We start from the raw sequence: 21,940 nt of genomic DNA on the forward strand, positions 1-21,940 counted from the left end.
ATCGCCGACACGACGACGGGGAAGTCTGGGGACGTCGGCCGGCGATCGCCCTCATTGCTCGCATGGGGGATCCAAATGTATTTCAACCACGTGGTGGAGCGGTTGTCAGGACGGCCCGCGGGCCGTTCCGGCGAAGCGGCCGCGATCACCTGCGACACGGACGGCGGGGAAGGTTCGGGCGACTCGTCGTCGCTGTCCTACGCCGAGCTCGACCTGGCCGCCAGAGCGGTGGCGGTCTGGCTGTCGGAGCACTGCGCGCCCGGTGAGCGCGTGCTGCTGCTCAGCCCGCTGGGCGTGGAACTGGTCAAGAACGTGCTCGGCTGCCTCTACGCGGGCGTGGTGCCGGTCGTCGCGCCGGTGCCCGATGGCCGCGACCCGCACCTGTCCAGGGCCACCGGCATCGCGTTCGACGCGGAGGCCAGGGTGGTGCTCACCGAAGCGAGCTGCCTGAGCGCGGTGCACGACTGGCTCAGCCAGGACGGCATGGGGGAGCTGACCTGCGTGGCCACCGACGCGGTGCCGCTGGGCGACCCGGCGGACTGGGTCGAGCCCCGCCGCGACCCCGGCGAGCTGGCCCTGCTGTCCTACGGGTCGGGCGAGGGCGAACTGGTGGGCACCGCCATCTCCGCCGCGGCGCTGGGCCACGGCCTGCGGCGCACCGCCGACGCCCTCGGGCTGACCGAGGAGGACCGGGTGCTCAGCTGGCTGCCGCCGGACCAGTACTCGGGCCTGATGGCGGTGCTCACCGCGCTGTCGGTCGGGGCGACTACCGTCCTGCTCAGCCCCGACCGCTTCCGCCGCGACCCGCTGCGCTGGCTGGAGCTGGTCCACCGGCACCGCATCACCGTCAGCGGCGGCGGGCCGGGCGCCTACGGGCGCTGCGCGGACGCCGCGGCCGAGCGCGGGGTGACCGGACTGGACCTGTCCAGCTGGCGCGTCGCCTACACCTCCACCGCGATGCTGGACCCGGCGACGCTGACCCGATTCGCCCGCGTGCTGGCACCTGCGGGCTTCGACCAGTCCGCGCTGCGGGTGAGCTACTGCCTGCCGGAGGCAGGCTTCCTGGTCTCCACCACGGACCCCCGCCCGCTGCTGCGCACCGCTAGGGTCTCGGCGGTGGCGCTGGAGAAGCGCACGTTCGCCGCCTCGACCTCGGCCGAGGGACCGGTGCTGGTCAGCTCCGGCCGGGTGGCCAGGCTGGACCTGCGGGTGGTCGACCCCGAATCGGGCCGCCCGCTGCCCGACCGCCGGGTCGGCGAGGTGTGGGTCCGCGGTGACGGCCTGGCCTCGGGCTACTGGCGGCGCGGCGGCGGGACCGACCTCCGGTTCGGCGCCACCCTCGACACCGGTGAGGGCGGGTTCTTCCGCACCGGCGACATCGGCGTGCTCGACGCGGGCGAGTTGTTCGTCCTGGGCCGGGCGGACTCGATGCTCACCGTCGCCGGGCGCACCATCCGCGCCCACGACGTGGAGCGCGAGCTGGCCGAGCGGTTCCCCGCGCTGGCCGGGCACCCGGCCAGCGTGTTCACCGTGGCCGTGCCCCGCCACGAGGTCGTGGTGGTGCAGGAGCTGGACCGCGTCGACCGCGACGAGCTGCGCCTGCTCGCGGGCGCGGTGCGGTCGTGGCTGCGACGGCGCACGCGGGTCCGCTTCGGCAGCGTGGTGTTCCTCCAGCCCGGGCAGCTGCCCGCCGTGGGCGGCGAGCGAGACCGGCGCGAACTGGTCAGGGCGCTGTTCGCCGCCAGGGCCGTCCACCCCGTCTACGAGGAGCTCGACGGCGACGTGCGCAGGCTCTACCGGGAGCCCACCGGCCACGGGGTGGAGGTGGTGACCGGTGACAGAGTCGCCGTCTGACCAGCACACCGGCACGCGGTTCACCCTGCTCGGCCCGGTCGAGCTGACCGTGGCCGGGGAGCGGATCGACCTGCGGGCGGCCAAGCTGCGCACCGTGCTGGCACTGCTGCTGCTCAGCCGGGGCAGCCTGGTGCCCGATTCCAGGATCGCCGAGATGCTGTGGGGCCACGCGCCGCCGGTGACCGCGGAGGCGCAGATCCAGAACTACGTCTCCCGGCTGCGCAAGGTGCTCGGCGAGGGTTGCGCGATCACCCGCAGACGCCCCGGCTACGTGCTCGACGTCGGGCCCGCCCAGCTGGACCTCGTCGAGTTCGAGCGGATCGCGGCGGCCGGTCGGCAGGCCGCCGCGGCCGGGCGGACCGCCGCCGCGGCCGACCTGCTGGCCCGGTCGCTGGCGGTGTGGACGGGCCCGGCGCTGGCGGGGGTGACCGACGTGCTGGAGGCGGCGGCCGCGCCCGACCTGGAGGAGCGCAGGCTGGTGGTGCTGGAGGACCGCCTGGCCGCCGACATCGAGCTTGGCAGGCACGCCGAGCTGGTGGCCGAGCTGACCGGCCTGGTCAGCGCGCACCCGCTGCGCGAACGGCTGCGCGGTCAGCTGATGATCGTGCTCGACCGCACCGGTCGCCAGGCCGAGGCGCTGAGCAGCTACCACCGGCACCGCCGCAGGATGGCCGCGGACATGGGCATCGACCCCGGTGTGGAGCTGCGCCGCGTGTACGAGTCGATTCTGGCCGCACCCGCCGCCGAGCCGCCGCCGGGGCACCGGACCGCCCCGCGCCGCGCGGTGCCCGCCCAGCTGCCACCCGACATCGCCGACTTCACCGGCCGGGACGCGGAGGTGGCCGAGCTGGAGGCGCTGCTGCGGCAGCCGCGTTCCCCGGTCGCCACCGTCTCGGGGATGGCGGGCGTGGGCAAGACCGCGCTCGCGGTGCACGTGGCGCACCGCTGCCGGGAGCACTTCCCCGACGGGCAGTGCTACCTGGACCTGCGCGGGACCTCCGGGCCGCTGGACCCGGCCGAAGCGCTGGCGGTCCTGCTGACGGGGCTGGGCGTGCCCGCGCGCGAGGTTCCCGACGGCGTGGACGAGCGGTTGCGGCTCTACCGCAGCAGGCTGGCCGAGCGGCGGGTGCTGCTGGTGCTGGACAACGCGGCGGACGAGCGGCAGGTGCGCCCGCTGCTGCCCGGCAACGCCGGGTGCGGGGTGCTGGTCACCGGCCGCACCCGGCTCTCCGCGCTGCCCGGCGTCCCGCTGCTCGACCTGGACGTGCTGCCCGCCGTCGAAGGTGTCCGGCTGCTCGGCCGGATCACCGGCGAGCAGCGGGTGGCGGCCGACCGGGCCGCCGCCGAGCGGATCGTGCGGCTGTGCGGCGGGCTCCCGCTGGCCGTGCGCATCGCGGGCGCCCGGCTGGTGGCCAAACCGCACCTGCGCACCGCCGAGCTGGCCACCCGGCTGGCCGACCAGCGCCGCAGGCTCGACGAGCTGCAGCTGGCGGACCTGGACGTGCGGGCCAGCGTGGCGCTGAGCTACCGAGGGCTGGCCGAGCCGACCCGCCGGGCGTTCCGGCTGCTGGCCCTGCTGGACCGGGAGCGGTTCGCGGTGTGGACCGCGGCGGTGGTGCTGGACGTGCCGGTCGGCCGGGCCAGGAAGCTGGTCGAGGAACTGGTGGACGCCCGGCTGCTGGAGGTCTCCGGCACCGACCTGCCCGGCCAGGACAAGTACGGCTTCCACGACCTGGTCCGCGCGGTGGCCACCGAACTGGTCGCCGAGGAGGACCTGGCGGTGGACCGGTTCGCCGCGCTGCACCGGGCGCACACGAGCACGGCGTACTCGCCGGAATGAGCGGGAGAGCACCGATGGAGTGGCTGCGGATCTTCGAACCCAGACCGCGGGCGGGCAGCAGGCTGTTCTGCTTCCCGCACGCGGGCGGCGGGGCGGCCTCCTACCGGCCGTGGACGGCGATGCTGCGCCCGGACGTGGAGCTGGTGGCCGTGCAGTACCCCGGCAGGCAGGACCGGTTCGGCGAACCGTGCGCGGAATCGCTGGAGGAGCTGGTGGCGGGCGCCACCGCCGAGATCGCCGGACTGCTGGACCGGCCCTACGCGTTCTTCGGGCACAGCATGGGCGCCACGGTCGCCTTCGAGGCGGTCCGCGCGCTGACCGCCCGCGGCCTGCCCGAACCGCGGCGGCTGTTCGTCTCGGCCAGGTCCGCGCCGTCGGAGTCCGAACCGGTCCGGGTGGACACCGCCGACGACGCCGACCTGCTGGCCCACGTGCGCGGGCTGGGCAGCGCGGGTGGCGCCCACCTGGACGCGGAACCCAGGCTGCGCCCGCTGGTGCTGCCCAGCCTGCGGGCCGACCTGGCGGTGGTCAACAGCTACCGGTACCGGGGCGGCGAGCCGGTCCGCTGCCCCGTCACCGCCATCGCGGGCAGCACCGATCACAGCGTCGGCAGGCGTGAGATCGCGGCCTGGCAGCGGCACACCACCCTGCCGGTGGAACTGCTCGAACTGCCCGGCGGCCACTTCTACCTGGAGGAGTCCGCCCAGCGACTGCTGAGCGTGCTCAACGATCGCGTCTGATCGTCGCGTCCGCGGGCGTGGCCTCGCGCGGGCTGTCAGGGGGCGGTGGGGCCTGGTTGGTGGTGGAGGTAGGTGCCGATCCAGTCGACGGTGTCCTGCGGGGGAGCGGCGGGGGAGACCGGCACGAAGTTGGTGGCGTCGTCCACGCTGCCGGAGCCGTCGTAGCGGGTCCGCAGCGGGTAGGGGTGCACCGGCCGCGTCCGGGCGGCACCGTCGGCGTTCTGGCCGGTGGCGATGATCCGGTCCGGGGCGTCGCCGCGCTCGACCCAGGCCAGCAGCGCGCGCAGCGGGTCGAACGCGGACAGCGTGTCGCCGCCCGTGCAGTGCTGCACCGAGGGGACCATGAACAGCCTGGCCCACCGCTGGGTCGCGCGCAGCCCGCCGTCGCGCAGGGTCAACCGCTGGTAGTAGTCCAGCGTCCCGCCCGGCGGGATGACCTGATCGCCCCAGCCGTGCCAGAGGATCAGCTTGCCACCCGCCCGGCGGAACGCGCTCAGGTCGAGCGCCATCGCCCCGCCGCGCACCCCTTCGTGGGTCAGGCGGTGGAACTCCTGCGCGGTGAACCGGACCTCGGCCAGTGACGAGTGCGGCGTGCCGAGTGGGTAGCCGAGGTAGCGCAGGTAGTTGTCGGCCAGCAGCGCCGCCATCGACTCGCCCGACTGGGGGGAGGGCGTCACCCAGCCGCTCCAGGCCAGTTCCGAGCCGGGTTCCTGGCCCGCCGGGTACAGCCGCCTGCCGTGTTCGTCGGTCGGACCCGCGTACAGCGCGCGCACGGTGCCGACCTGGGCCCCGGTCAGGCAGGACGGCTGGTCGGTGCCGTCCGGGCAGCGCAGGGCGGCGGGGTCGAAGTCGCACCGGCGCGGGTCGTCGAGCTGCCCGTCGGACAGGCCGTCGAGGTGGTCGCAGCGGGCCAGCACGGCCCGGTGCAGCGCGGGCAGCTTGTCGGCGGTGAGCACCGGCCCGCCGTCCGGGGCGGTGTTCACCCTGGCCAGCCACGCTTGGTAGAGCATCAGCGGGGCCTGGTAGTTCGCGGGCGCGCCCGCGAGGATGCCGTCGAAGTCGTGCGGGTAGCGCTGGGCCAGCAGCAGCGCCTCGCGACCGCCGTTGGAGCAGCCGCCGAAGTAGGAGCGCGCGGGCGGTTTCCCGTAGTACCGCGCGATGAGCCGCTTGGCGGCCAGCGACACCACGTGCGGCGCGCGGAAGGCCAAGTCGTCCCTGGCTGCCTGGTCGTCCGCGGCCCAGCGGGCGTCGACCGTGGGCACCGGCCCCTGGCCCACGTGCCCGTCGTCGGTGGCCGCCACGGCCAGGTCGCCGACGCGGGGACCGCAGTCGGGCATGGCGGGGGAGGAGAGCACGCCGCAGAACCCGCCGCAGCCGTACTGGAAGTAGCGGCCGGTGTAGGTGGTGGTGGGGAGCTTGAGGTGGAAGCGCACTTCCGGCTCGACGTACCCGCGCACGGAGCAGTGCTCGGCCTCGCCACCGCCCGAGGGGACCACCGCCGCTTCGGTCACGTGCGCGCGGGTGCCGGGGATGGCGAAGTCGCGCACCAGATCGACGCAGTCCACCACCGGGCGGACCGGTCGGGCGGTGTCGGCGGAGGCGCGCGGGGTGCCGAGTTCGACCGTGGTCAGCACGAGCACCAGGACGACCAGGAACAAGTGGCCGTATCTGTGGCTTTTCGGCGTTCTCAACCCCATCCCCATCCACACCCGCTCGGTGGCACGGGAAGTTTAGTCATGGGCGAACCGCACGAGGACGCCCGCTTCCATCGCCACCCACACCGCGCCGTCCGGGCCGAGCGCGAGGCCGTGCGGTTCGGCGGAGGGCAGCTCGTGCCGCTCGACCCGGCCGTCGGCGTCGATCCGGCCGAGGCGGTTGCCGCCCCACTCGGTGAACCAGCAGCCGCCGCGCGGATCGGCGACGACGGCGTGCGGCTTGGCGGTCCGGTCCGGCAGCGGGAACTCCGCGATGGTCCCGTCCGGACCGATCCGCCCGATCTGTCCCGCGAGGATCTCCGCGAACCACAGCGCGCCGTCGGAGCCCGCGGTGATGCCGACCGGACCCGCGTCGGCGGTGGGCAGCGGGTGCACGGTGACGCCACCGCTGGTGTCCGCGCGGCCGATGGCGTTGGCCGCGTTGAGGGTGAACCACAGGGCGCCGTCCGCGCCCGTGGTGATGAACGACGGGAACGCCCCCTCCGCTGGAAGCGCGAACCCGGTGACCTCGCCCTCGGTGCCGAGGCGGCAGATCCGGTTCGCGGTGGTCTCGGTGAACCACAGCGCGCCGTCGGGACCGGTGGTGATCCCGAAGGGCCCGGCTTGTGGGGCCAGCGGGAAGGACGTGGCTCGGCCGTCGACGGTGATGCGGCCGATCCTGTCGTCGCGGCGGGTGAACCACAGGGCGCCGTCCGGACCGGGGGTGATCACCATCGGGGCTGCCCCGTCGCCCAGCTCGAAGGTGGCCTGCTCGCCATCCGCGCCCATCCGTCCGATGTGGCCGGAGCCCACGAGGGTGAACCACAGGGCTCCGTCCGGGCCTGGCGTGATGCTGTAGGGACCGGCGGCGGGATGCGGCACGGGGAACTGCTGAATGGTCGTGCTGTGCTCCTGGGTCACGGGGAAGTCACCCTAGTGGGAGCGGGCTTCGCCGTGCCGGGTGGTCGCGCGGCGGCCACCCGGCGTGCTCACCGGTGGTGCGATCCGGCCCAGGCCGCCAGTCGGTTGCGCAGCTCCTCGACGCCGTCGCCGGTCAGCGCGGAAACGGGGACGGCCTCGGGGTGGGCGCGGCGCAGAGCCGCCACCCACTCCGGCGGGGCGATGTCGGTCTTGTTGAGCACGAGCAGCTCAGGGACTTCACCCGCGTCGATCTCGTGCAGAACGCCGTGCACGGTGGTGATCTGGTCCAGGGCGTCGGGGGCGGAGGCGTCGGCCACGTGGAGCACCAGGTCGGCGTGGCGGACCTCCTCCAGGGTGGAGCCGAAGGCGTCGACGAGCTGGTGGGGGAGGTGGCGGACGAAGCCGACCGTGTCGGTGACGGTGAGGGTGGCGCCCTCGGCGTCGATGCGCCGCACGGTGGGGTCGAGGGTGGCGAACAGGACGTCGGCCGAGCCTGCCCGCGCCCCGGCGAGTCGGTTGAGCAGCGCGGACTTGCCCGCGTTGGTGTAGCCGGTGATGGCGACCGAGGGGACGCGGTTGCGGGCGCGGCGGTCGCGGGTGCGTTCCCGCCGCTTGGCCAGCTCGGCGACTCGCCTGCGCAGGCTTCCCGCTCGTTGCCGCAACTTGCGCCGCTGGGTTTCCAGGCGCATCTCACCGGGGCCGCGCACGCCGATGCCCGCACCGCCCGCGACGCGCCCGCCACCGACGCGGGACAGGGCTTGTCCCTGGCCGCGCAGGCGCGGCAGCTGGTAGGCGATCTGGGCCAGTTCGACCTGGAGGCGCCCCTCGCTGCTGCGGGCGTGCTGGGCGAAGATGTCCAGGATCAGGGCGGTGCGGTCGACCACGCGCACGCCGACGCGCTCCTCCAGGGTGCGGGCCTGCCGGGGGGACAGCTCGCCGTCGGCGATGACCAGGTCGGCGTCGGCCCGCAGGGCGGTGGCGGCCAGTTCGTCGGCCTTCCCGGAGCCGACGTAGGTAGCCGGGTCGGGGCGTCCGCGGACCTGCACGACCTGCTCGACGATGTCCAGGCCGTCGGTGTCGGCCAGCCGTCGCAGTTCCGCCAGCGACAGCTCGGTGCCCGGCGCACCCGCGTCCTCCTCCTCGCGGACGGCCACCAGCACGGCCTTCGCCGGTGCTCGCGCCGCGTCGGCCTCGGTTCCCAACAGCCACGCGCCTGCCATGGGCTCCTCCTCACCGTCGAGTAGGCCCTCGGCTACCCCTCCACCCGACGTCCATGCGCGTCCGCGACGACCGCGCCGCCACGGGAACCGGAACGCCCCTGGCGACGTTGAACAAGAGCTGCCCCTCCGGGCGCGTGGGCGCGTCCCGGTCGCCGCTGCTTGAGCAGTGGCGGTGTTCGCGGATCGCCCTCTTCCCTCGATGTTCTGTTCCGACCTTCCGGAACCCGTGCGCCGTCGCGACGGGTGCGAGCCGGGCAAGGAGATGATCATGTCGTCGACGATGGGGACACCCCGCGCGCCGAGGCGGGCCGCACCCGGCCAGGAGTGGTCGGCGGAGGTGGACCTGGTGGGCCACTACCTGCGCGAGGTCGGCGCCACGCCGCTGCTGACCGCCGAGGAGGAGGTCGACCTGGCCAGGCGCATCGAGGCGGGCGTGTACGCCGCCGAGCTGCTGCGCCGCGCCGAGCAGGGCGGGGCGGGGCCGACCCCGCAGCCGACCCCGCAGCGCCGCCGCGACCTGCGCGCGGTGGCCGCGGACGGCAGCCGCGCCAAGGAGCACATGATCCGGGCGAACCTGCGCCTGGTCGTGTCGGTGGCCAAGAAGCACTCCTTCCGCGGGCTGCCGCTGCTGGACGTGGTGCAGGAGGGCAACCTGGGGTTGATCCGCGCCGTGGAGAAGTTCGACTACGCCAAGGGCTACAAGTTCTCCACTTACGCGATCTGGTGGATCAGGCAGGCCATCGAGCGCGGTCTGGCCGATCAGATTCGCACCATCCGAATCCCGGTCCACGTGACCGAGGAGCTGGCCAAGCTGCAGAAGGCCGAGCGGCGGCTGCGGCAGGAGCTCGACCGCGAGCCGACCCACGAGGAGGTCGCGCGCGCGGCGAAGGCGTCGGTGGCCAGGGTGGCCGAGCTGCGCACGGCGGCCCGCGCCACGGTCAGCTTGGAGACGCCGGTCGGTGACGGCGGCTCGTCGGTGGCTGACCTGATCGAGGACGCCGACGCGGTGCAGGCCCACGAGGCGGTCGAGCACCAGGCGATCACACGGGCGCTGCGGGCGCTGGTGGACACCCTGCCCGAGCGGCAGGCGCGGATCATGACCCAGCGCTACGGACTGGCCGACGGCCGCCCGCGCACGCTCCAGGAGGTGGCCGAGGAGATCGGGCTGACCCGCGAGCGCATCCGCCAGTTGGAGAAGGAGTCCCTGCGGCTGTTGCGCGATCCCGAGCGCAACGGGGCACTGCACGCGCTGACCGCGTGAGCCCGGCGCCCCGCGCCGGTCGTCCGGGCGCGGGGCGCCGCTCGTCGTGGGCGGGAAGGGCTCGTCGCGGGGCGGGGAGGCGACCGCTACGGAGGGGGCAGTCGGACGTGGAGGTCCCAGGCCCCGTACTCCTCGTTGAAGACGCAGTCGTAATCGATCCAGTCGCCGTTCCGCACACCGCTGTGGCCGGTGGCCGCGCACAGCGCTTCCTCGTGGTAGGTCGCGATGTGCTCCCAGCGCTGTTCCACCGGCGGTCGGCGGCGGCGGAACGGAGCGGGAGCGGTCCAGAGGTCCCTGGGCGGGACCAGCGCGGCCAGGGCGATCGAGGTGATCACACGTCGCATGACGTGCCTCCCCGTGGTTGAGTGTGCCAGTTGGAGCGGGGGGCGGTTCCTCGGATTCCGCACCATCGGGATGCCACCCAGGGTCGGCGATAACGCGCATTTCGCCTTTCGCCACCCGAAAGGATTGTGGTCGGCGGATGGGTGAGCTCTCCGGTCGCGCGGGGGAAGCAGCGGCCAAGTCGGTGGGCGGGGCGGTGCGCTCACCAGAGCGAGCGGGGGAGAGGTCGAGCAGGAAGGCTGCCCGGCGGTTGGGCGCAGGCATGAGGTGCTCCTCGGGCAGTGGGCGCGGTCCCCTCGACCTACCCCCTCCTCGCGGCACGACACGGCGACGCCGTGTTTTCCGCCCTTCCGAGCGAGCGGATGAGCACCACGGACTGACGACGCGGCGGACAACCGAACAACCGCCCCCTGCGCCCTTCCCGTCGAAGCGGTGCGGCGAGCCCGAAGGGGTCGGTGTCGCTCCGCCTGCTCCGCACCGCCGATCACGGGCTGATCGGCACGGCACGATCTGCCGCTGGTCTACGCCACGCCCATCGTGTTCGGCTTCGCCAACTCCGTCCCACCGCCGCAGATCGGCTCGCCGGCTTCTCCGCATCCACCTCCATCATCGCCATCCCCCCGGCGTCAAGTTCTTCAACTGCGCCAGCACCACGTGGAAGGGCCGGTTGACCTTCGAGGCGTCCACTTCCGGACCGCGTTCATCGGTTCCAAGCTCGCCTTCTCCGTCCACCACCTGCTGGGCAACCGGGGCGTGCCGCGCCGCCACGCCGACCGTTCCTCTGGAACGTGCGCAGAGCCGCCGCTCCGGCGAGCCCGCTGCTCGGTCCGCAACCGCGACCAGCGCGACGCCGGGGTGGACAGGACCATCGGGACGCACCTCGCGCCCACCGACCGCCAGCTCGACCACGACGGCCGAGGGCCCCGAGGGCGTCCTGCGCGCGACGGACGTTGCGCGGTCAGGCCCGTTCGCTCTGAGTGATGGCGGCGGGGCCGCTAAGGCCCGCTGGGGTGGTTCGGCGGTGCAACCGCCGGGCTTGATGGGAGCGAAAACGCCCCGAACGTGCGGTTCAGGCTCACTTCCCTTGCTCACGGGTGTGAAATCGATCCCCGATCGGGTGTGTTTGCCGTTCAATTCCTGTGGTAACCAGGCGTGGATTCGACGGCGTCACCCGTGACGTTGTCGAGTCGAGCTCCCAGGTCGGTCAAAAAGCGCGCCGGCCCGCCGTACGAGGCGGCAGGCGCGTCGCGAGGTCTCGACAACCCTGTCCTCGTGCCCGCCGAAGGCCGTTCCCAGCGCCGTCCCGCCGTGAAACCGGTGGACGGCGGAGCACGCGGTGTATCGTCCACAATGGACATAACTGTCGTCGCTGGAGCGGTTTCCCCGACGGGCTGCCGAACACCACTGAGGACTGCCATGACCGAGACACCTTCGGCACCGCTGTCGAACAGCGCCCTCGATTTCCCCGATGACCGCGTGGCACTGCCCGCCTACGACCGGTCGCGGCTGCGGCCCGCGGTGGTGCACTTCGGGGTCGGTGGTTTCCACCGGGCCCACCAGGCGGTGTACTTCGACCAGCTCGCCGGGTTGGGGTTCACCCACTGGGGAGTGATCGGGGTGGGGATGCACCGCCCGGAGCTGGGCCGGGTGCTGGAGGCGCAGGACAACCTGTTCACCGTGGTGCAGCGGGGAGCGGGGAACAGCACGGCCAGGGTGGTCGCCAGCATGGTGGAGTACCTGCTGCTGGCCCAGGACCCGGACGCGGTGCTGGCGCGGCTGGCCGACCCGCGCATCCGGTTGGTGACCTTGACCGTGACCGCCGACGGCTACGTGCTGCCCGAGGACCAGGAGGAGGCGGCCAAGTCGGTGTTCGGGCTGATCGTGCGGGCGCTCGACGCGCGCAGGCGGGCCGGTCATGCGCCGTTCACGGTGCTCTCCTGCGACAACCTGCCCGACAGCGCCGCGGTGACGCGGGAAGCGGTGCTGGAGCTGGCCCGCCGCCACGCCCCGGAGCTGGCGGCGTGGGTCGAGCAGCGGGTGACCTTCCCCGGCAGCATGGTGGACCGGATCACGCCCGCGACCACGCCCCTGGACCGGGAGGTGGTGCAGCGGGACTTCGGGGTGGGGGACCGGTGGCCGGTGATCACCGAGCCGTTCCGGCAGTGGGTGATCGAGGACGCCTTCTGCAACGACCGGCCCCCGCTGGACCGGGTGGGGGCGCGGTTCGTGCCGGATGTGGCGCCCTACAAGTTGATCAAGAGCAGGCTGCTCAACGGCGCGCACTGCGCGCTGGGGTACGTGGGGGTGCTGGCCGGGCACCGCAGCACCGACGAGGTGATGGCCGACCCGCTGGTGGCCGAGTACGTCGAGGCCCTGATGCGCCGGGAGATCGCGCCGCTGCTGCCCGACGACATCCCGGACATGGACCCGCAGTCCTACTGCGGCACCCTGCTGGAGCGCTTCGCCAACCCGGCCATCGCCGACCAGCTGTCGCGGCTGTGCCGCCGGGGGTCCACGAAGGTGGTCGACTACCTGCTGCCCTCCCTGCACGACGCCCGCGCCCAGGGGCGTCCGCGCGCACGCCTGACCTTCGCGGTGGCCGCGTGGATGCGGTACTTGCGCGGCGTGGACCTGCGCGGCGCGCCGATCGAGGTGCACGACGCCCGAGCCGAGGAGTTGCGCGAGGCCGCCGAGCGCGGTGGCGTGGACCCGTGCCCGCTGCTGGCGCTGACCGACATCTTCGGCGACCTGGGCCAGGACGCCGGGTGCGTGGCCGACCTGCGCCGAGTGCTGACCGCGCTGGACCGGGACGGCCTGCCCGCCGCCATGGCCGTCCTGGCCCGCTGACCCGCCCCGCTGGAACCCGTCCGACGACCTGCCCGCTGCGACCCAGGAGACGTATGAGCGCCCCAGACCTGACCGGGATCACGACGCTGCTGCTGGATGCCGACGGCACCCTGTTCCCCTCCGAGGAACCCGCCTTCGCCGCCTCGGCCGGTGTCACCCGCGCCTTCGCCGACCGGTTCGGCCTGACCGGCGACTTCTCGCCCGAACACCTGCGCCGCACCACCACCGGCAGGAACTTCCGCACCACGGCGGGCGACCTGCTCGCCCGAGCCGGGGTCCGCGCCGACCCCGACGAGCTGGAGCGGTGGGTGCAGCGGGAGAAGGTCGAGGTCTCCGCGCACCTGGGCCGGGTGCTGCGACCGCTGCCCGACGTGGTGGCCGCCCTGTCGGCGCTGCGGGGCCGCTACCGGCTGGCCGTGGTCAGCTCCAGCGCCCTGACCCGCCTGCGGGCCTGCTTCACCGCCAGCGGCCTGGACGACCTGCTCCCCGCCGCGACGCGCTTCAGCGCCGAGGACAGCCTGCCCGTACCCACCAGCAAACCCGACCCCGCCATCTACCGGCACGCCCTGCGCCACCTCGGCATCGCGCCGGGGCGGGCGCTGGCCGTGGAGGACTCCGCCACCGGCGCCGCTTCCGCCGTCGCCGCGGGCATCCCCACCGCGGGCCTGGTCCAGTTCGTCCCCGAGGACGAGCGGGCCGAGCGCGTGGAGGTGCTCCGCGAGGCCGGGGCGGCCGTGGTCGTGCGCTCCTGGTCCGAGCTGACCGGTCTGCTCCTGCGCACCGCGGAGATACCCGCGTGAACGGCCGGAGACGCGCCCTCCCGCGTGGCGCGCGCACACCGGGGCTCGTGGGCATCAGCGTCGCTCCGATCCCCCGCCGGGAGGACGAGCAGGCCCGGCGGGACGGCGTTCCCGCGCGGGCGCACCGCCGGACGCTGCTGGGCTACCTGCTGGTGCCCCGCCCCAAGGACATGGTCAAGGGGCTGCTCATGCCGGTCACCTTCGCCCTGGGCGTGCTGGCAGGCGGCACCCCCGGTCCGGAGGCGGTGCTGCGCGCCGCCGTGGTGTGGGCGGCGCTGGAGCTGCTGATCTACCCGGCGCGCTACCAGTGGAACGACGTGCGCGGGTTCGTCGCCGACCAGCACCACCCCGGCGAGAAGGACCGGGGACGTCTGCCCGGCCCCCTGGCGCGCGCCCGGCGGCACGTGACCGCCAGCTGCGCCGTGGCGCTGGCCAGGCTGGCCGCCGTCGCCTGCCTGGCGCTGTCGCTGCCCCACCTCCGCCTCGGCGGGGTGCTCGCCGCCGTCACCGCGGCGGTGTTCGGCGTCGCCATCGCCTACGAGGCGCTGCGGAGCGGGGGAACGGGCCGGACGGGGCGCGTGCCGCCGCCCCTGGGACCGAGGCTGATCGCGCTGTGGGTGGTCGTGGGCGCGGGCTACGTCGTGCGCGGCATGGCCGGGCTGGCGATGGCCGTCGACCTCGGGGGCCGCCCGGTGCTGGCCGTCGCGGCCGTGGTCGCGCTGTGGGCGTTCGGCATCGCGTTCGTGACCAGCAGGTGGGCGTTGGAGGCCACCGCGTTCGCGCGGGTGGAGCGGGGCAGGCTGATCTGGGGCGCCCGCGCCGAGCAGGCGCGGGAGCACCTGCTCGGCCTGGTGCGGTGGCTGCCGTCGCGGACCGCCGAACGCGACCCCGCGAGCTGGGCGGCGCTGCGCGGGCGCACCCCGCTGACCGCGCCGTGGAACCTGGCCCTGGTGCTGGCGGGCGCGGCCGCCGGGCTGACCGGGCGGCTGCTCACCGGTCCCGCGCCGGTCGCGCACGCGCTCGGGACGGCGGTGGTCGGCGGCACGGCGACCGCGATCGCGGCCGCCGTGCCGCGAGGGCGCGTGGTCGTGGTGCTCGCGGGCGCGGCGGTCCAGTTCGGCGCGCTGGTCGTGGCGGGCGGGCCGCGTCCCCTGTCCGCCGTGCTGCCCTGGCTGGCGGTGATGGCGGCCTACCTGGTGTTCAGCAGCAGGCGGCGGAACACGATCGGTCTGCCCGGCAGGCGTGTGCGGACCGCGGGCGCGGCCGTGCTGGCGCCGGTCGCGCGGGCCGTGGTCGGGCGGGACACCTGGACCGCCCTGCGAGCCGAGGAGCGCGGTGGACCTCGATGAGCTGCTGGCCGTGGCGCGCACGGCGGCGCGGGCCGGAGCGCGCACGGCGATGTCCTGGCGCACTCGCGAGCTGCTGGTCGAGGAGAAGGCGGGCAGGCCGGACGACCTGGTCAGCCAGGCCGACCGGGACACCGAGCGGGCCATCCGGTCGGTGCTGGCCCGCCACCGCCCCGACGACCCCGTGCTGGGCGAGGAGAGCGGTGTCACGTCGGGGACCGGGCGCGTGCGGTGGGTCGTCGACCCGATCGACGGGACCACGAACTACCTCTACGGGCGCCCCGACTGGGCGGTCAGCGTCGCCGCGGCGGACGCCGCCGACGGCAGGCTGCTGGCGGGGGTGGTGGTCGAGCCGGTGCTCGGCAGGACGACCGAGGCCCGGCTCGGCGGCGGCACCGCGGCGGACGGGACGCCGGTCCCCGCGCTCGGCGGGCACGACCTGTCCCGCGCCCTGGTCGAGCTCAACCTCGGCCGCCCGGTCCAGCGGGCGCTGGCGGGCCGCGTGATCGACGCCCTGGTGCCCCGCGTGCGCGACGTGCGGCGCGGCGGTAGCGCGGCCGCGGCGCTCGCGCAGGTGGCCACCGGTCGGGCGGACGCGGTGTGGGCGCCCGGCCTGCGGCCCTGGGACTGCGCCGCCGGTGTCCTGCTGGTCCAGGAGGCGGGCGGCACGACCGGGGACCTCGACGGCCCGGTGCCGGGCACCTGGCCGTCGAGCGGCGACGTGCTGGCGGCGTCGGACCCGCTGTGGACCGCCTTGAGGGAGCTCCTGGCCCCCGCTTGGGCGGCATCGCCGCGCCTGGGCGTCCGGTAGCGCGTCCCGCTGCGCGGACCGAGCCGCGAAGACCACTCGTTCGGCCTGATCGGGCCTGCGGACACCCCTGTTCCGACCAGTGCCCGTGGGCGGGTAGTGGCTACCGGCCCGTTCCGGCGCGTCCGGTAGTGCTTGCCGACGTGCGTTCGGCGGTGGGGCGGACACGCTGCGTTACACACCATCGTGTGAAAAAGTGCCGCAAGATCCATTTGGTCGAATTTCAAACATGATCCTGGTCACTACCGCTTCGCCTGGGGCGGTCACAGTGCGTTCATAACAGGGCTGCGGGCGCCAGCCCACCACCGAACGAGATCAGGTTGTGTTCGATGAGGATGATCCTGGACACCGACCCCGGCAACGGCGTCCCCGGTGCCGATGTCGACGACGGCTTGGCCATCGGGCTCGCGCTGCGGTCACCGGAGATCGAGCTGGAGGCGATCACGGTCGTCGCCGGGAACGTGTCCGTCGACCGGGGCGTGCGCTCCGCCCTGGAGGTGCTGGAGGTCGCGGGCGCGACGCACGTGCCGGTGCACCGGGGCGCCGCGCGACCGCTGATGCAGGACCCCACCGCGTGGCGGGCGCGACTGGACGGCCGCCGCGACTCCGAGTCGGCGCGGCGGCACTGGCAGCACCTGCGCACCCCCGGCGCGACCACCGCCGCCGACCCCACCCCCGCGGCGCGGGTGCTGGTGGACCGGGTGAACGAGCGTCCCGGTGAGATCACCGTGCTGGCGATCGGACCGCTGACCAACATCGCCACCGCCATGATGCTCGACCCCGAGTGGTCGCAGAAGATCAAGCAGCTCGTCGTCATGGGCGGCGCGTTCGACGTGCCCAACCTGCTGCACGAGCTGAACGCCGCCTACGACCCCGAGGCGACGCACATCGTGCTGAGCAGCGGGGCCCCGCTGCTCATCGTCCCGCTCGACGTCACCACCCGCACCTTCATGCGCCTTGGGGACGTCGACCGGCTCGACGCCGCGGGCACGCCGCTGGCGACCTACCTGGGGCACACCGCCCGGCCGTGGATCACCTGGCTGGCGGAGCGCTTCGCGGAGGACGGGTGCGCGCTGCACGACCCGCTGGCGCTCGCGGCGTTGCTCGAACCGAGGGTGATCGGCACCCGCACGGCCTACGTCGACGTCGAGCTGCGCGGCAGGCTGACGCGGGGGCGCATGGTCGCCTGGGACGACGAGATGCTGCGCGGCGACCTCGAACTGCCCGAGCTCAGCCCGGTGATGATCGCCGACCACGTCGACAACGACCTGTTCATGCCGCTGCTGCTGGACCGCCTGACCTCTTGACCCGCGCCCGTCGCGGAATCCGCCCGCCGGAATGGACCACCCCATGCCACCGCTGAACGCCACCACCCTCGCCGAGCACGCCGTGCCCGTGCCGACCTACGACCGCGATCGGGTCCGCACCGGGATCGTGCACTTCGGCGTCGGCGGCTTCCACCGCGCCCACCAGGCGGTGTACCTGGACGAGCTGATGCGCCGAGGCCAGGCGATGGACTGGGGCATCTGCGGCGTCGGCCTGCTGCCCGCAGACCGCCGGATGCAGCGGGTGCTCCAGGCGCAGGACCACCTCTACACCGTGGTGACCAAGCACGCCGACGGCACTCGGGAAGCGCGGGTCGTCGGATCGGTCGTGCAGTACCTCTACGCGCCCGACGACCCCGAAGCCGTGGTGCGCAAGCTCGCCGACGAGACCACCCGCGTCGTCTCGCTCACCATCACCGAGGGCGGGTACAACGTCGACACCGCCACCGGGCGCTTCGACGCGGGCAACCCCGCCGTCCTGGCCGACCTCGAACCGGGGGCCGCGCTGCGGTCGGCCTTCGGACTCGTCGTCGAAGCGCTGGTGCGCCGCCGCGAGCGCGGTGTCCCGCCGTTCACGGTCGTGTCGTGCGACAACGTCCCGGCCAACGGCGAGGTGGCGCGGCGCTGCTTCGCCGCCTTCGCCACCCTGCGCGACCCGGAGCTGGGGGAGTGGGTGCGCCGGGAGGTCCGCTTCCCCAACTCCATGGTCGACCGCATCACCCCGGTCACCACCGACGAGGACCGCGTCGACCTCGCCCGGCGCTTCGGCGTCGAGGACGGGTGGCCCGTGGTGTGCGAGCCGTTCACCCAGTGGGTGCTGGAGGACTCCTTCACGATGGGCAGGCCCCCGCTGGAGGAGGTCGGGGTCCAGCTGGTCGACGACGTCGAGCCGTACGAGCTGATGAAGCTGCGCCTGCTCAACGCCAGCCACCAGGTGCTGTGCTACCTCGGCTCGCTGGTGGGCTACCGGTTCGCGCACGAGGTCTGCCGCGACCCGCTGTTCGCCTCGTTCCTGCTGGGGTACATGGAGCGCGAGGCGAGCCCGACCCTGCGGCCGGTGCCCGGCGTGGACCTCGACCGCTACCGGCTGCGGCTGCTGGAGCGGTTCGGCAACGCGGAGGTGGCGGACACCCTCGAGCGGCTCTGCGCGGACACCTCCGACCGCATCCCGAAGTTCCTGCTGCCGGTCGTGCGGGAGAACCTCGCCGCGGGCGGGGAGGTCGAGCACGCCGCCGTCGTGGTGGCGGCCTGGGCCCGCTACGTCGAAGGCGTGGACGAGCGCGGCGGGGAGATCCGGGCGGTCGACCGGCTGCGCGAGCCGCTCGCGGCCGCCGCCCGCCGCTGGCGCGAGGACCCGCTGGCCTTCCTCCGCAGGCGCGAGGTGTTCGGCGACCTCGTCGACAACCCGCGGTTCACCGCGGCGTACGTGAACGCGTTGACCTCGCTGCACCTCCGCGGTGTGCGGTCGGTCATCGGGGAGGTGGTCGCGCACCACCTCCCCGTCACAGCACCCGACGCGCTGTCCGGAGTCGACCGGTAACGCGGGTCCCCTCCCCGCGAGCCCGTCGGAGCCGACCCGTGTGCCGCGCACCGTGGCGGGTAACCGTGGGCGGACCGAACGGCTCCGCGAACAGTGAGGAGGGTGCTGATGACCCAGCACGTGCGCGATCTGATGACCCCCAACCCGGTGACGCTGGCCCCGGACACGCCGGTCCGGCAGGCGGCGCGGGCGATGCGCGACCAGGGCATCGGCGACGTCCTCGTCGTCGACGGCGACCAGGTGCGCGGCATCGTCACCGACCGCGACATCGTCGTGCGCGGTCTGGCCGACCGCGACGACCTGTCCGACTGCCGCGTGGGCGACGTGTGCAGCGACCAGTTGGTGACCGCCACCCCGGACGAGGACGTGGACACCGCCGTGACGCGGATGCGGGAGAACGCCGTGCGCCGCATCGCGGTCGTCGAGGGCGGCAAGCCCGTCGGCGTGCTGTCGCTCGGCGACGCCGCCATCGACAAGGACTCGCTCTCCGGGCTGGCGGACATCAGCGCCGCCCGCAGCAACACCTGATCCCGCCGCCCCGGCCGGGGCGCGACCGGCGGCTCAGGGGGTGAAGTCCCAGCGGGTGGCCCCGTACGGCTCGGCGGTGGCCACGCCGAACGCGGTGCGCAGCGCCAGGCGGTACAGGTGCCAGGGCGGTGGCCCCGCGCTGGGCGCGCTGTACGGGGCGGTGAGCGCACCGCCTTCCACCACGGCGGGCCAGCCGTCCGCGCGGTAGACGGCCGCCACGCGCTCCACCTCGGCGGCGTCGGCGACCCGCTGGGCCTCGCCCTCCAGCACCAGGTCGATGCCGGGCAGGCGCACCGACACGGTGCACGCCGGGTTCACCGCCAGGTTGCGCGACTTGCGGGTGCCCGGCCCGCTGGTGAAGTACAGCGCGCCTGCCACCCACGCGGCTCCGACGCCGGCCGAGTGCGGTCGCCCGTCGGGGCGCACGGTCCCGAGGAAGAAGGTGAGGCCGACCTCGGGCGTGCCGTTGACGAGGAGGTCGTGCGCACGGCTCCAGGGCAGCTCCGCGCACCCGTACCCGTCCAGGTTGCGGGTCGCGGCTGGTTCGATCGTGGTGTCAGTCATACCCGTGCGACGAACGGGCGGGCCGCCGATCGACACCCGCGCGGGGAAATCCACCTGTCGGGGGAGCGCCGATCGCAGCGCTCCCCCGACAGGTCCGGGTCGCTCGCACCACCGGCGGGCCCGCCGGTCGCGCTCAGGGGGTGGTGAGCACCGTGGCGCCGACGTGGGCCGTGATGTTGGAGACCTTCTCGGCGAACACCGTCTTGCCGTCCGCGCTGCCGCCGATGACCATGCCGTTGACCACCGCCCCGGTGGCGCCGGACTGGGTGTACACCACTCCGCCCGAATCGCCCTTCGCGCCGATGACCACCTTGCTGCCGCCGACGGTCTTGCTCAGCTGCATGACGTCCGGCACGCAACCGGGGAACTCCGGCGGGCAGAACGAGGTCGCGGTCTCGTCCACGTTGATGTTGCACTTGGCCAGGGTCACCCGGCCGCTGGCGCACACCTTCGCGTTCTTGACCGGGTCGGCATCGCCGATCACGGAGCGGGCGCTCGGGCAGCACGGGTCGACGTGCAGCACGTTGGTGTAGGTCTCCGCGGTGCCCGCGTTGTCGACGGCGACCACGTCGAAGCTCGGGAAGCCCTCGATCTGCCGCACGACGCCGTAGAACTGGCTCCCGGACAGCAGCGCTTCATCGCTGTTGAAGCAGTGCGACGCGGTCACCGACCCCCTGGTGCCGTCCGGGAACCTGACCGAGAACCCGGTGGTGCAGGTGGGGATGCTGCTGAACCCGACGGCCGCGCCACCGTAGTGCGGGCTCGCGTCGTTGGTCCGGCTGCCCGAGAAGGCGGTCAGGCCGGTGCGCTCCACGACCACCACCTCGCCCAGCGCCCGCTGGAGCCGGTCCGCGGCGGCGGGATCGGCGGACGCGTCGAGCATGACCCGGACGCGGGTGCCGCCCCCGTCCGGTGAGAAGGCGTACCCGACCTTCTGCGCGCCCGCGCCCCAACTGCGGTCGAGCAGCGCCTGGTACGCGTCGCGCGCGGTTTCCGTCGCCAGGCACACCGTGCTCTTGGCGGTGGTGACGCAGGTTCGCGGCGTGGTCCGCTGCTCCCCGCTCGCCGCGCTCGGCGAAGCGGGTAACAGCACGACCAGGCAGGCCGCGGTGGCGGCGGACAGCGTCTTCTTGACCATCAACGGATGTCACTCCCCCTGCAAAAGCGCTGAATCCCCATGAGCGGCACGAACCGCTCCCCGCGCACAGGGTGCTCGACGCCAGGGTGGCGGAGAAGGGCGGGCCGGGCGGCCAGAAGTGCGGTCCGGCCCGCCCTTCCGGGCAACCCGCGCCGCGCGTCCGGCCCAGTGCCGTCCGAAGTGGACGGTGGGGTCAGGTCGAGGGTGTGACGGCTGTCGTCGTGGGCGGGGACGAGTCCGCCGAGGAGGAGGTGGCCGAGGACGTCGGGTCGGGCCGCTGGGTGACCGTCGGGGTGGTGGCGGGCCCGTCCGAGGAGGTCACCAGCGGCACCGGGTGCTCCTGGGTGGTCACCCCGCACGCCCCGGTCAGCAGGCAGGACAGCAGCAGGACGAGCCGCTTCACCGGTCCACCCCGATCCGGTAGCCCGCGCCGCGCACGGTGACCACCAGCACCGGGTCGTCGGGGTTGGGCTCGACCTTGCGGCGCAGCCTGCGGACGTGCACGTCCAGCAGCCGCGTGTCACCGAAGTAGTCGTAGCCCCAGACCCGCTGGAGCAGCTGCTCGCGGGTCACGATGCGGCCCGCCGCGGCGGCCAGCTCGACCAGCAGCCGGAACTCGGTCCGGGTCAGGTGCACCTCCTGGCCCGCCCGGTGCACCGTCCCCACGTCGCGGTGGATCTCCAGGTCGCCGACCCGCAGCACCTCGCCCTGGTGCCCGGTGCCGCGGCGGCGCAGCAGCGCCCGGATGCGGGCGGCCAGTTCGCCCGCCACCAGCGGTTTGGAGACGTAGTCGTCCGCGCCTGCCTCCAACCCGGCGATCACGTCCGGGGTGTCGGCGCGCGCGGTGACGATGATGATCGGCAGGTCGCCGCGCGCCCGCAGGGTGCGGCAGACCTCCAGGCCGTCCACGCCGGGCAGCGTCAGGTCCAGCAGCACCACGTCGAAGCCGTCGCCCGCCAGCACCCGCAGGGCCTGCTCCCCGGACACCGCGCCGGTGACCCGGAAGCCCTCGTCCTCCAGCGCCAGGCCGAGCGCCTGCCTGATGTTCTCGTCGTCCTCGACGAGCAGTACGGAGTGGTCCATGTCCGCCCGATCTTCGCCGACCCGGCGCACCGCCTTCCACCGCCGCGCCACCGGTCGCCGCGATCGCAAGGTGATCGCAAGGTTGGCGG

20 protein-coding genes are annotated in these 21,940 nt (G+C 74.0%); 11 read left to right on the forward strand and 9 right to left on the reverse strand.

From position 1 onward, the window contains the following. The first annotated feature begins 75 nt into the window (after positions 1 to 75). From IEZ00_RS29760 to IEZ00_RS29770, 3 genes are read left to right on the forward strand one after another with little or no spacing between them, the layout of a single operon-like run. Positions 76 to 1,854: an AMP-binding protein gene (locus tag IEZ00_RS29760; protein ID WP_189226685.1), complete on the forward strand. Its 1,779-nt coding sequence runs from the start codon at positions 76 to 78 to the stop codon at positions 1,852 to 1,854. After that, the gene (locus tag IEZ00_RS29765; RefSeq protein WP_189226686.1) at positions 1,835 to 3,694 is read left to right on the forward strand and encodes an AfsR/SARP family transcriptional regulator; all 1,860 of its coding nucleotides are present in this window, start codon (positions 1,835 to 1,837) and stop codon (positions 3,692 to 3,694) included. Before IEZ00_RS29760 ends, IEZ00_RS29765 begins: the two co-directional genes overlap by 20 nt. Next, positions 3,691 to 4,434 carry a thioesterase II family protein gene (locus tag IEZ00_RS29770; RefSeq protein WP_189226687.1) on the forward strand — a complete coding sequence of 248 codons (744 nt, stop codon included), beginning with the start codon at positions 3,691 to 3,693 and terminating at the stop codon, positions 4,432 to 4,434. Before IEZ00_RS29765 ends, IEZ00_RS29770 begins: the two co-directional genes overlap by 4 nt. Before the next feature lie 35 nt (positions 4,435 to 4,469). On the opposite strand, the gene IEZ00_RS29775 is transcribed toward IEZ00_RS29770, so the two are convergent. The 3 genes from IEZ00_RS29775 to hflX all read right to left on the reverse strand — a co-directional run bounded on the left by IEZ00_RS29775 (position 4,470) and on the right by hflX (position 8,269). Continuing rightward, a complete protein-coding gene (locus tag IEZ00_RS29775; RefSeq protein ID WP_373293223.1) occupies positions 4,470 to 6,092 on the reverse strand; it encodes a tannase/feruloyl esterase family alpha/beta hydrolase in 1,623 nt (540 codons plus the stop codon). Between the two features lie 72 nt (positions 6,093 to 6,164). Then, positions 6,165 to 7,049, reverse strand: coding sequence for a Vgb family protein (locus IEZ00_RS29780; RefSeq protein ID WP_189226689.1), 885 nt, complete (start codon positions 7,047 to 7,049; stop codon positions 6,165 to 6,167). 68 nt (positions 7,050 to 7,117) lie between these two features. Further along, positions 7,118 to 8,269 carry a GTPase HflX gene (hflX, locus tag IEZ00_RS29785; protein ID WP_189226690.1) on the reverse strand — a complete coding sequence of 384 codons (1,152 nt, stop codon included), beginning with the start codon at positions 8,267 to 8,269 and terminating at the stop codon, positions 7,118 to 7,120. 268 nt (positions 8,270 to 8,537) lie between these two features. Here hflX and IEZ00_RS29790 point away from each other — a divergent pair, with 268 nt between their 5' ends. After that, positions 8,538 to 9,530 carry a sigma-70 family RNA polymerase sigma factor gene (locus tag IEZ00_RS29790; protein ID WP_229796221.1) on the forward strand — a complete coding sequence of 331 codons (993 nt, stop codon included), beginning with the start codon at positions 8,538 to 8,540 and terminating at the stop codon, positions 9,528 to 9,530. 86 nt (positions 9,531 to 9,616) lie between these two features. Here IEZ00_RS29790 and IEZ00_RS29795 read toward each other — a convergent pair whose 3' ends face one another. Next, positions 9,617 to 9,874, reverse strand: coding sequence for a hypothetical protein (locus tag IEZ00_RS29795; RefSeq protein WP_189226691.1), 258 nt, complete (start codon positions 9,872 to 9,874; stop codon positions 9,617 to 9,619). 604 nt (positions 9,875 to 10,478) lie between these two features. Continuing rightward, positions 10,479 to 10,781, reverse strand: a complete 303-nt coding sequence (locus IEZ00_RS29800) for a hypothetical protein (protein WP_189226692.1) — start codon at positions 10,779 to 10,781, stop codon at positions 10,479 to 10,481. Positions 10,782 to 11,288: 507 nt separating this feature from the next. Here IEZ00_RS29800 and IEZ00_RS29805 point away from each other — a divergent pair. From IEZ00_RS29805 to IEZ00_RS29835, 7 genes are all read left to right on the forward strand, one after another. Further along, the gene (locus IEZ00_RS29805) at positions 11,289 to 12,719 is read left to right on the forward strand and encodes a mannitol dehydrogenase family protein (RefSeq protein ID WP_189226693.1); all 1,431 of its coding nucleotides are present in this window, start codon (positions 11,289 to 11,291) and stop codon (positions 12,717 to 12,719) included. 53 nt (positions 12,720 to 12,772) lie between these two features. Next, positions 12,773 to 13,519, forward strand: coding sequence for an HAD family hydrolase (locus IEZ00_RS29810; protein ID WP_189226694.1), 747 nt, complete (start codon positions 12,773 to 12,775; stop codon positions 13,517 to 13,519). Between the two features lie 47 nt (positions 13,520 to 13,566). After that, positions 13,567 to 14,868: a hypothetical protein gene (locus IEZ00_RS29815; protein ID WP_189226695.1), complete on the forward strand. Its 1,302-nt coding sequence runs from the start codon at positions 13,567 to 13,569 to the stop codon at positions 14,866 to 14,868. Further along, positions 14,855 to 15,676 (forward strand): inositol monophosphatase family protein, encoded by an 822-nt coding sequence (locus IEZ00_RS29820; RefSeq protein ID WP_189226696.1) that lies wholly within the window; start codon positions 14,855 to 14,857, stop codon positions 15,674 to 15,676. Before IEZ00_RS29815 ends, IEZ00_RS29820 begins: the two co-directional genes overlap by 14 nt. A gap of 326 nt (positions 15,677 to 16,002) precedes the next feature. After that, positions 16,003 to 16,980 (forward strand): nucleoside hydrolase, encoded by a 978-nt coding sequence (locus IEZ00_RS29825; RefSeq protein ID WP_189226697.1) that lies wholly within the window; start codon positions 16,003 to 16,005, stop codon positions 16,978 to 16,980. A gap of 43 nt (positions 16,981 to 17,023) precedes the next feature. Beyond that, positions 17,024 to 18,538 carry a mannitol dehydrogenase family protein gene (locus IEZ00_RS29830; protein ID WP_189226698.1) on the forward strand — a complete coding sequence of 505 codons (1,515 nt, stop codon included), beginning with the start codon at positions 17,024 to 17,026 and terminating at the stop codon, positions 18,536 to 18,538. Positions 18,539 to 18,646: 108 nt separating this feature from the next. Continuing rightward, complete coding sequence (locus IEZ00_RS29835) at positions 18,647 to 19,066, forward strand: CBS domain-containing protein (RefSeq protein WP_189226699.1); 420 nt, start codon at positions 18,647 to 18,649, stop codon at positions 19,064 to 19,066. A gap of 33 nt (positions 19,067 to 19,099) precedes the next feature. On the opposite strand, the gene IEZ00_RS29840 is transcribed toward IEZ00_RS29835, so the two are convergent. From IEZ00_RS29840 to IEZ00_RS29855, 4 genes are all read right to left on the reverse strand, one after another. Continuing rightward, complete coding sequence (locus IEZ00_RS29840) at positions 19,100 to 19,630, reverse strand: pyridoxamine 5'-phosphate oxidase family protein (protein ID WP_189226700.1); 531 nt, start codon at positions 19,628 to 19,630, stop codon at positions 19,100 to 19,102. A 133-nt stretch (positions 19,631 to 19,763) separates the two neighbouring features. Further along, complete coding sequence (locus tag IEZ00_RS29845; RefSeq protein ID WP_189226701.1) at positions 19,764 to 20,768, reverse strand: chymotrypsin family serine protease; 1,005 nt, start codon at positions 20,766 to 20,768, stop codon at positions 19,764 to 19,766. 193 nt (positions 20,769 to 20,961) lie between these two features. Continuing rightward, positions 20,962 to 21,171 carry a hypothetical protein gene (locus tag IEZ00_RS29850; protein WP_189226702.1) on the reverse strand — a complete coding sequence of 70 codons (210 nt, stop codon included), beginning with the start codon at positions 21,169 to 21,171 and terminating at the stop codon, positions 20,962 to 20,964. After that, a complete protein-coding gene (locus tag IEZ00_RS29855; protein WP_189226703.1) occupies positions 21,168 to 21,851 on the reverse strand; it encodes a response regulator in 684 nt (227 codons plus the stop codon). Before IEZ00_RS29855 ends, IEZ00_RS29850 begins: the two co-directional genes overlap by 4 nt. Between the last annotated feature and the right edge of the window lie 89 nt (positions 21,852 to 21,940).

The organism is Saccharothrix coeruleofusca (assembly GCF_014648515.1).
Classification (GTDB): domain Bacteria; phylum Actinomycetota; class Actinomycetes; order Mycobacteriales; family Pseudonocardiaceae; genus Actinosynnema; species Actinosynnema coeruleofuscum.

Coding starts and splice junctions, on each gene's coding strand:
- IEZ00_RS29795 (WP_189226691.1), bottom strand. CDS start 9,874: ATGCGACGTGTGATCACCTCGATCGCCCTGGCCGCGCTGGTCCCGCCC.
- IEZ00_RS29825 (WP_189226697.1), top strand. CDS start 16,003: ATGAGGATGATCCTGGACACCGACCCCGGCAACGGCGTCCCCGGTGCC.
- IEZ00_RS29770 (WP_189226687.1), top strand. CDS start 3,691: ATGAGCGGGAGAGCACCGATGGAGTGGCTGCGGATCTTCGAACCCAGA.
- hflX (WP_189226690.1), bottom strand. CDS start 8,269: ATGGCAGGCGCGTGGCTGTTGGGAACCGAGGCCGACGCGGCGCGAGCA.
- IEZ00_RS29830 (WP_189226698.1), top strand. CDS start 17,024: ATGCCACCGCTGAACGCCACCACCCTCGCCGAGCACGCCGTGCCCGTG.
- IEZ00_RS29835 (WP_189226699.1), top strand. CDS start 18,647: ATGACCCAGCACGTGCGCGATCTGATGACCCCCAACCCGGTGACGCTG.
- IEZ00_RS29845 (WP_189226701.1), bottom strand. CDS start 20,768: ATGGTCAAGAAGACGCTGTCCGCCGCCACCGCGGCCTGCCTGGTCGTG.
- IEZ00_RS29840 (WP_189226700.1), bottom strand. CDS start 19,630: ATGACTGACACCACGATCGAACCAGCCGCGACCCGCAACCTGGACGGG.
- IEZ00_RS29805 (WP_189226693.1), top strand. CDS start 11,289: ATGACCGAGACACCTTCGGCACCGCTGTCGAACAGCGCCCTCGATTTC.
- IEZ00_RS29790 (WP_229796221.1), top strand. CDS start 8,538: ATGTCGTCGACGATGGGGACACCCCGCGCGCCGAGGCGGGCCGCACCC.
- IEZ00_RS29810 (WP_189226694.1), top strand. CDS start 12,773: ATGAGCGCCCCAGACCTGACCGGGATCACGACGCTGCTGCTGGATGCC.
- IEZ00_RS29760 (WP_189226685.1), top strand. CDS start 76: ATGTATTTCAACCACGTGGTGGAGCGGTTGTCAGGACGGCCCGCGGGC.
- IEZ00_RS29855 (WP_189226703.1), bottom strand. CDS start 21,851: ATGGACCACTCCGTACTGCTCGTCGAGGACGACGAGAACATCAGGCAG.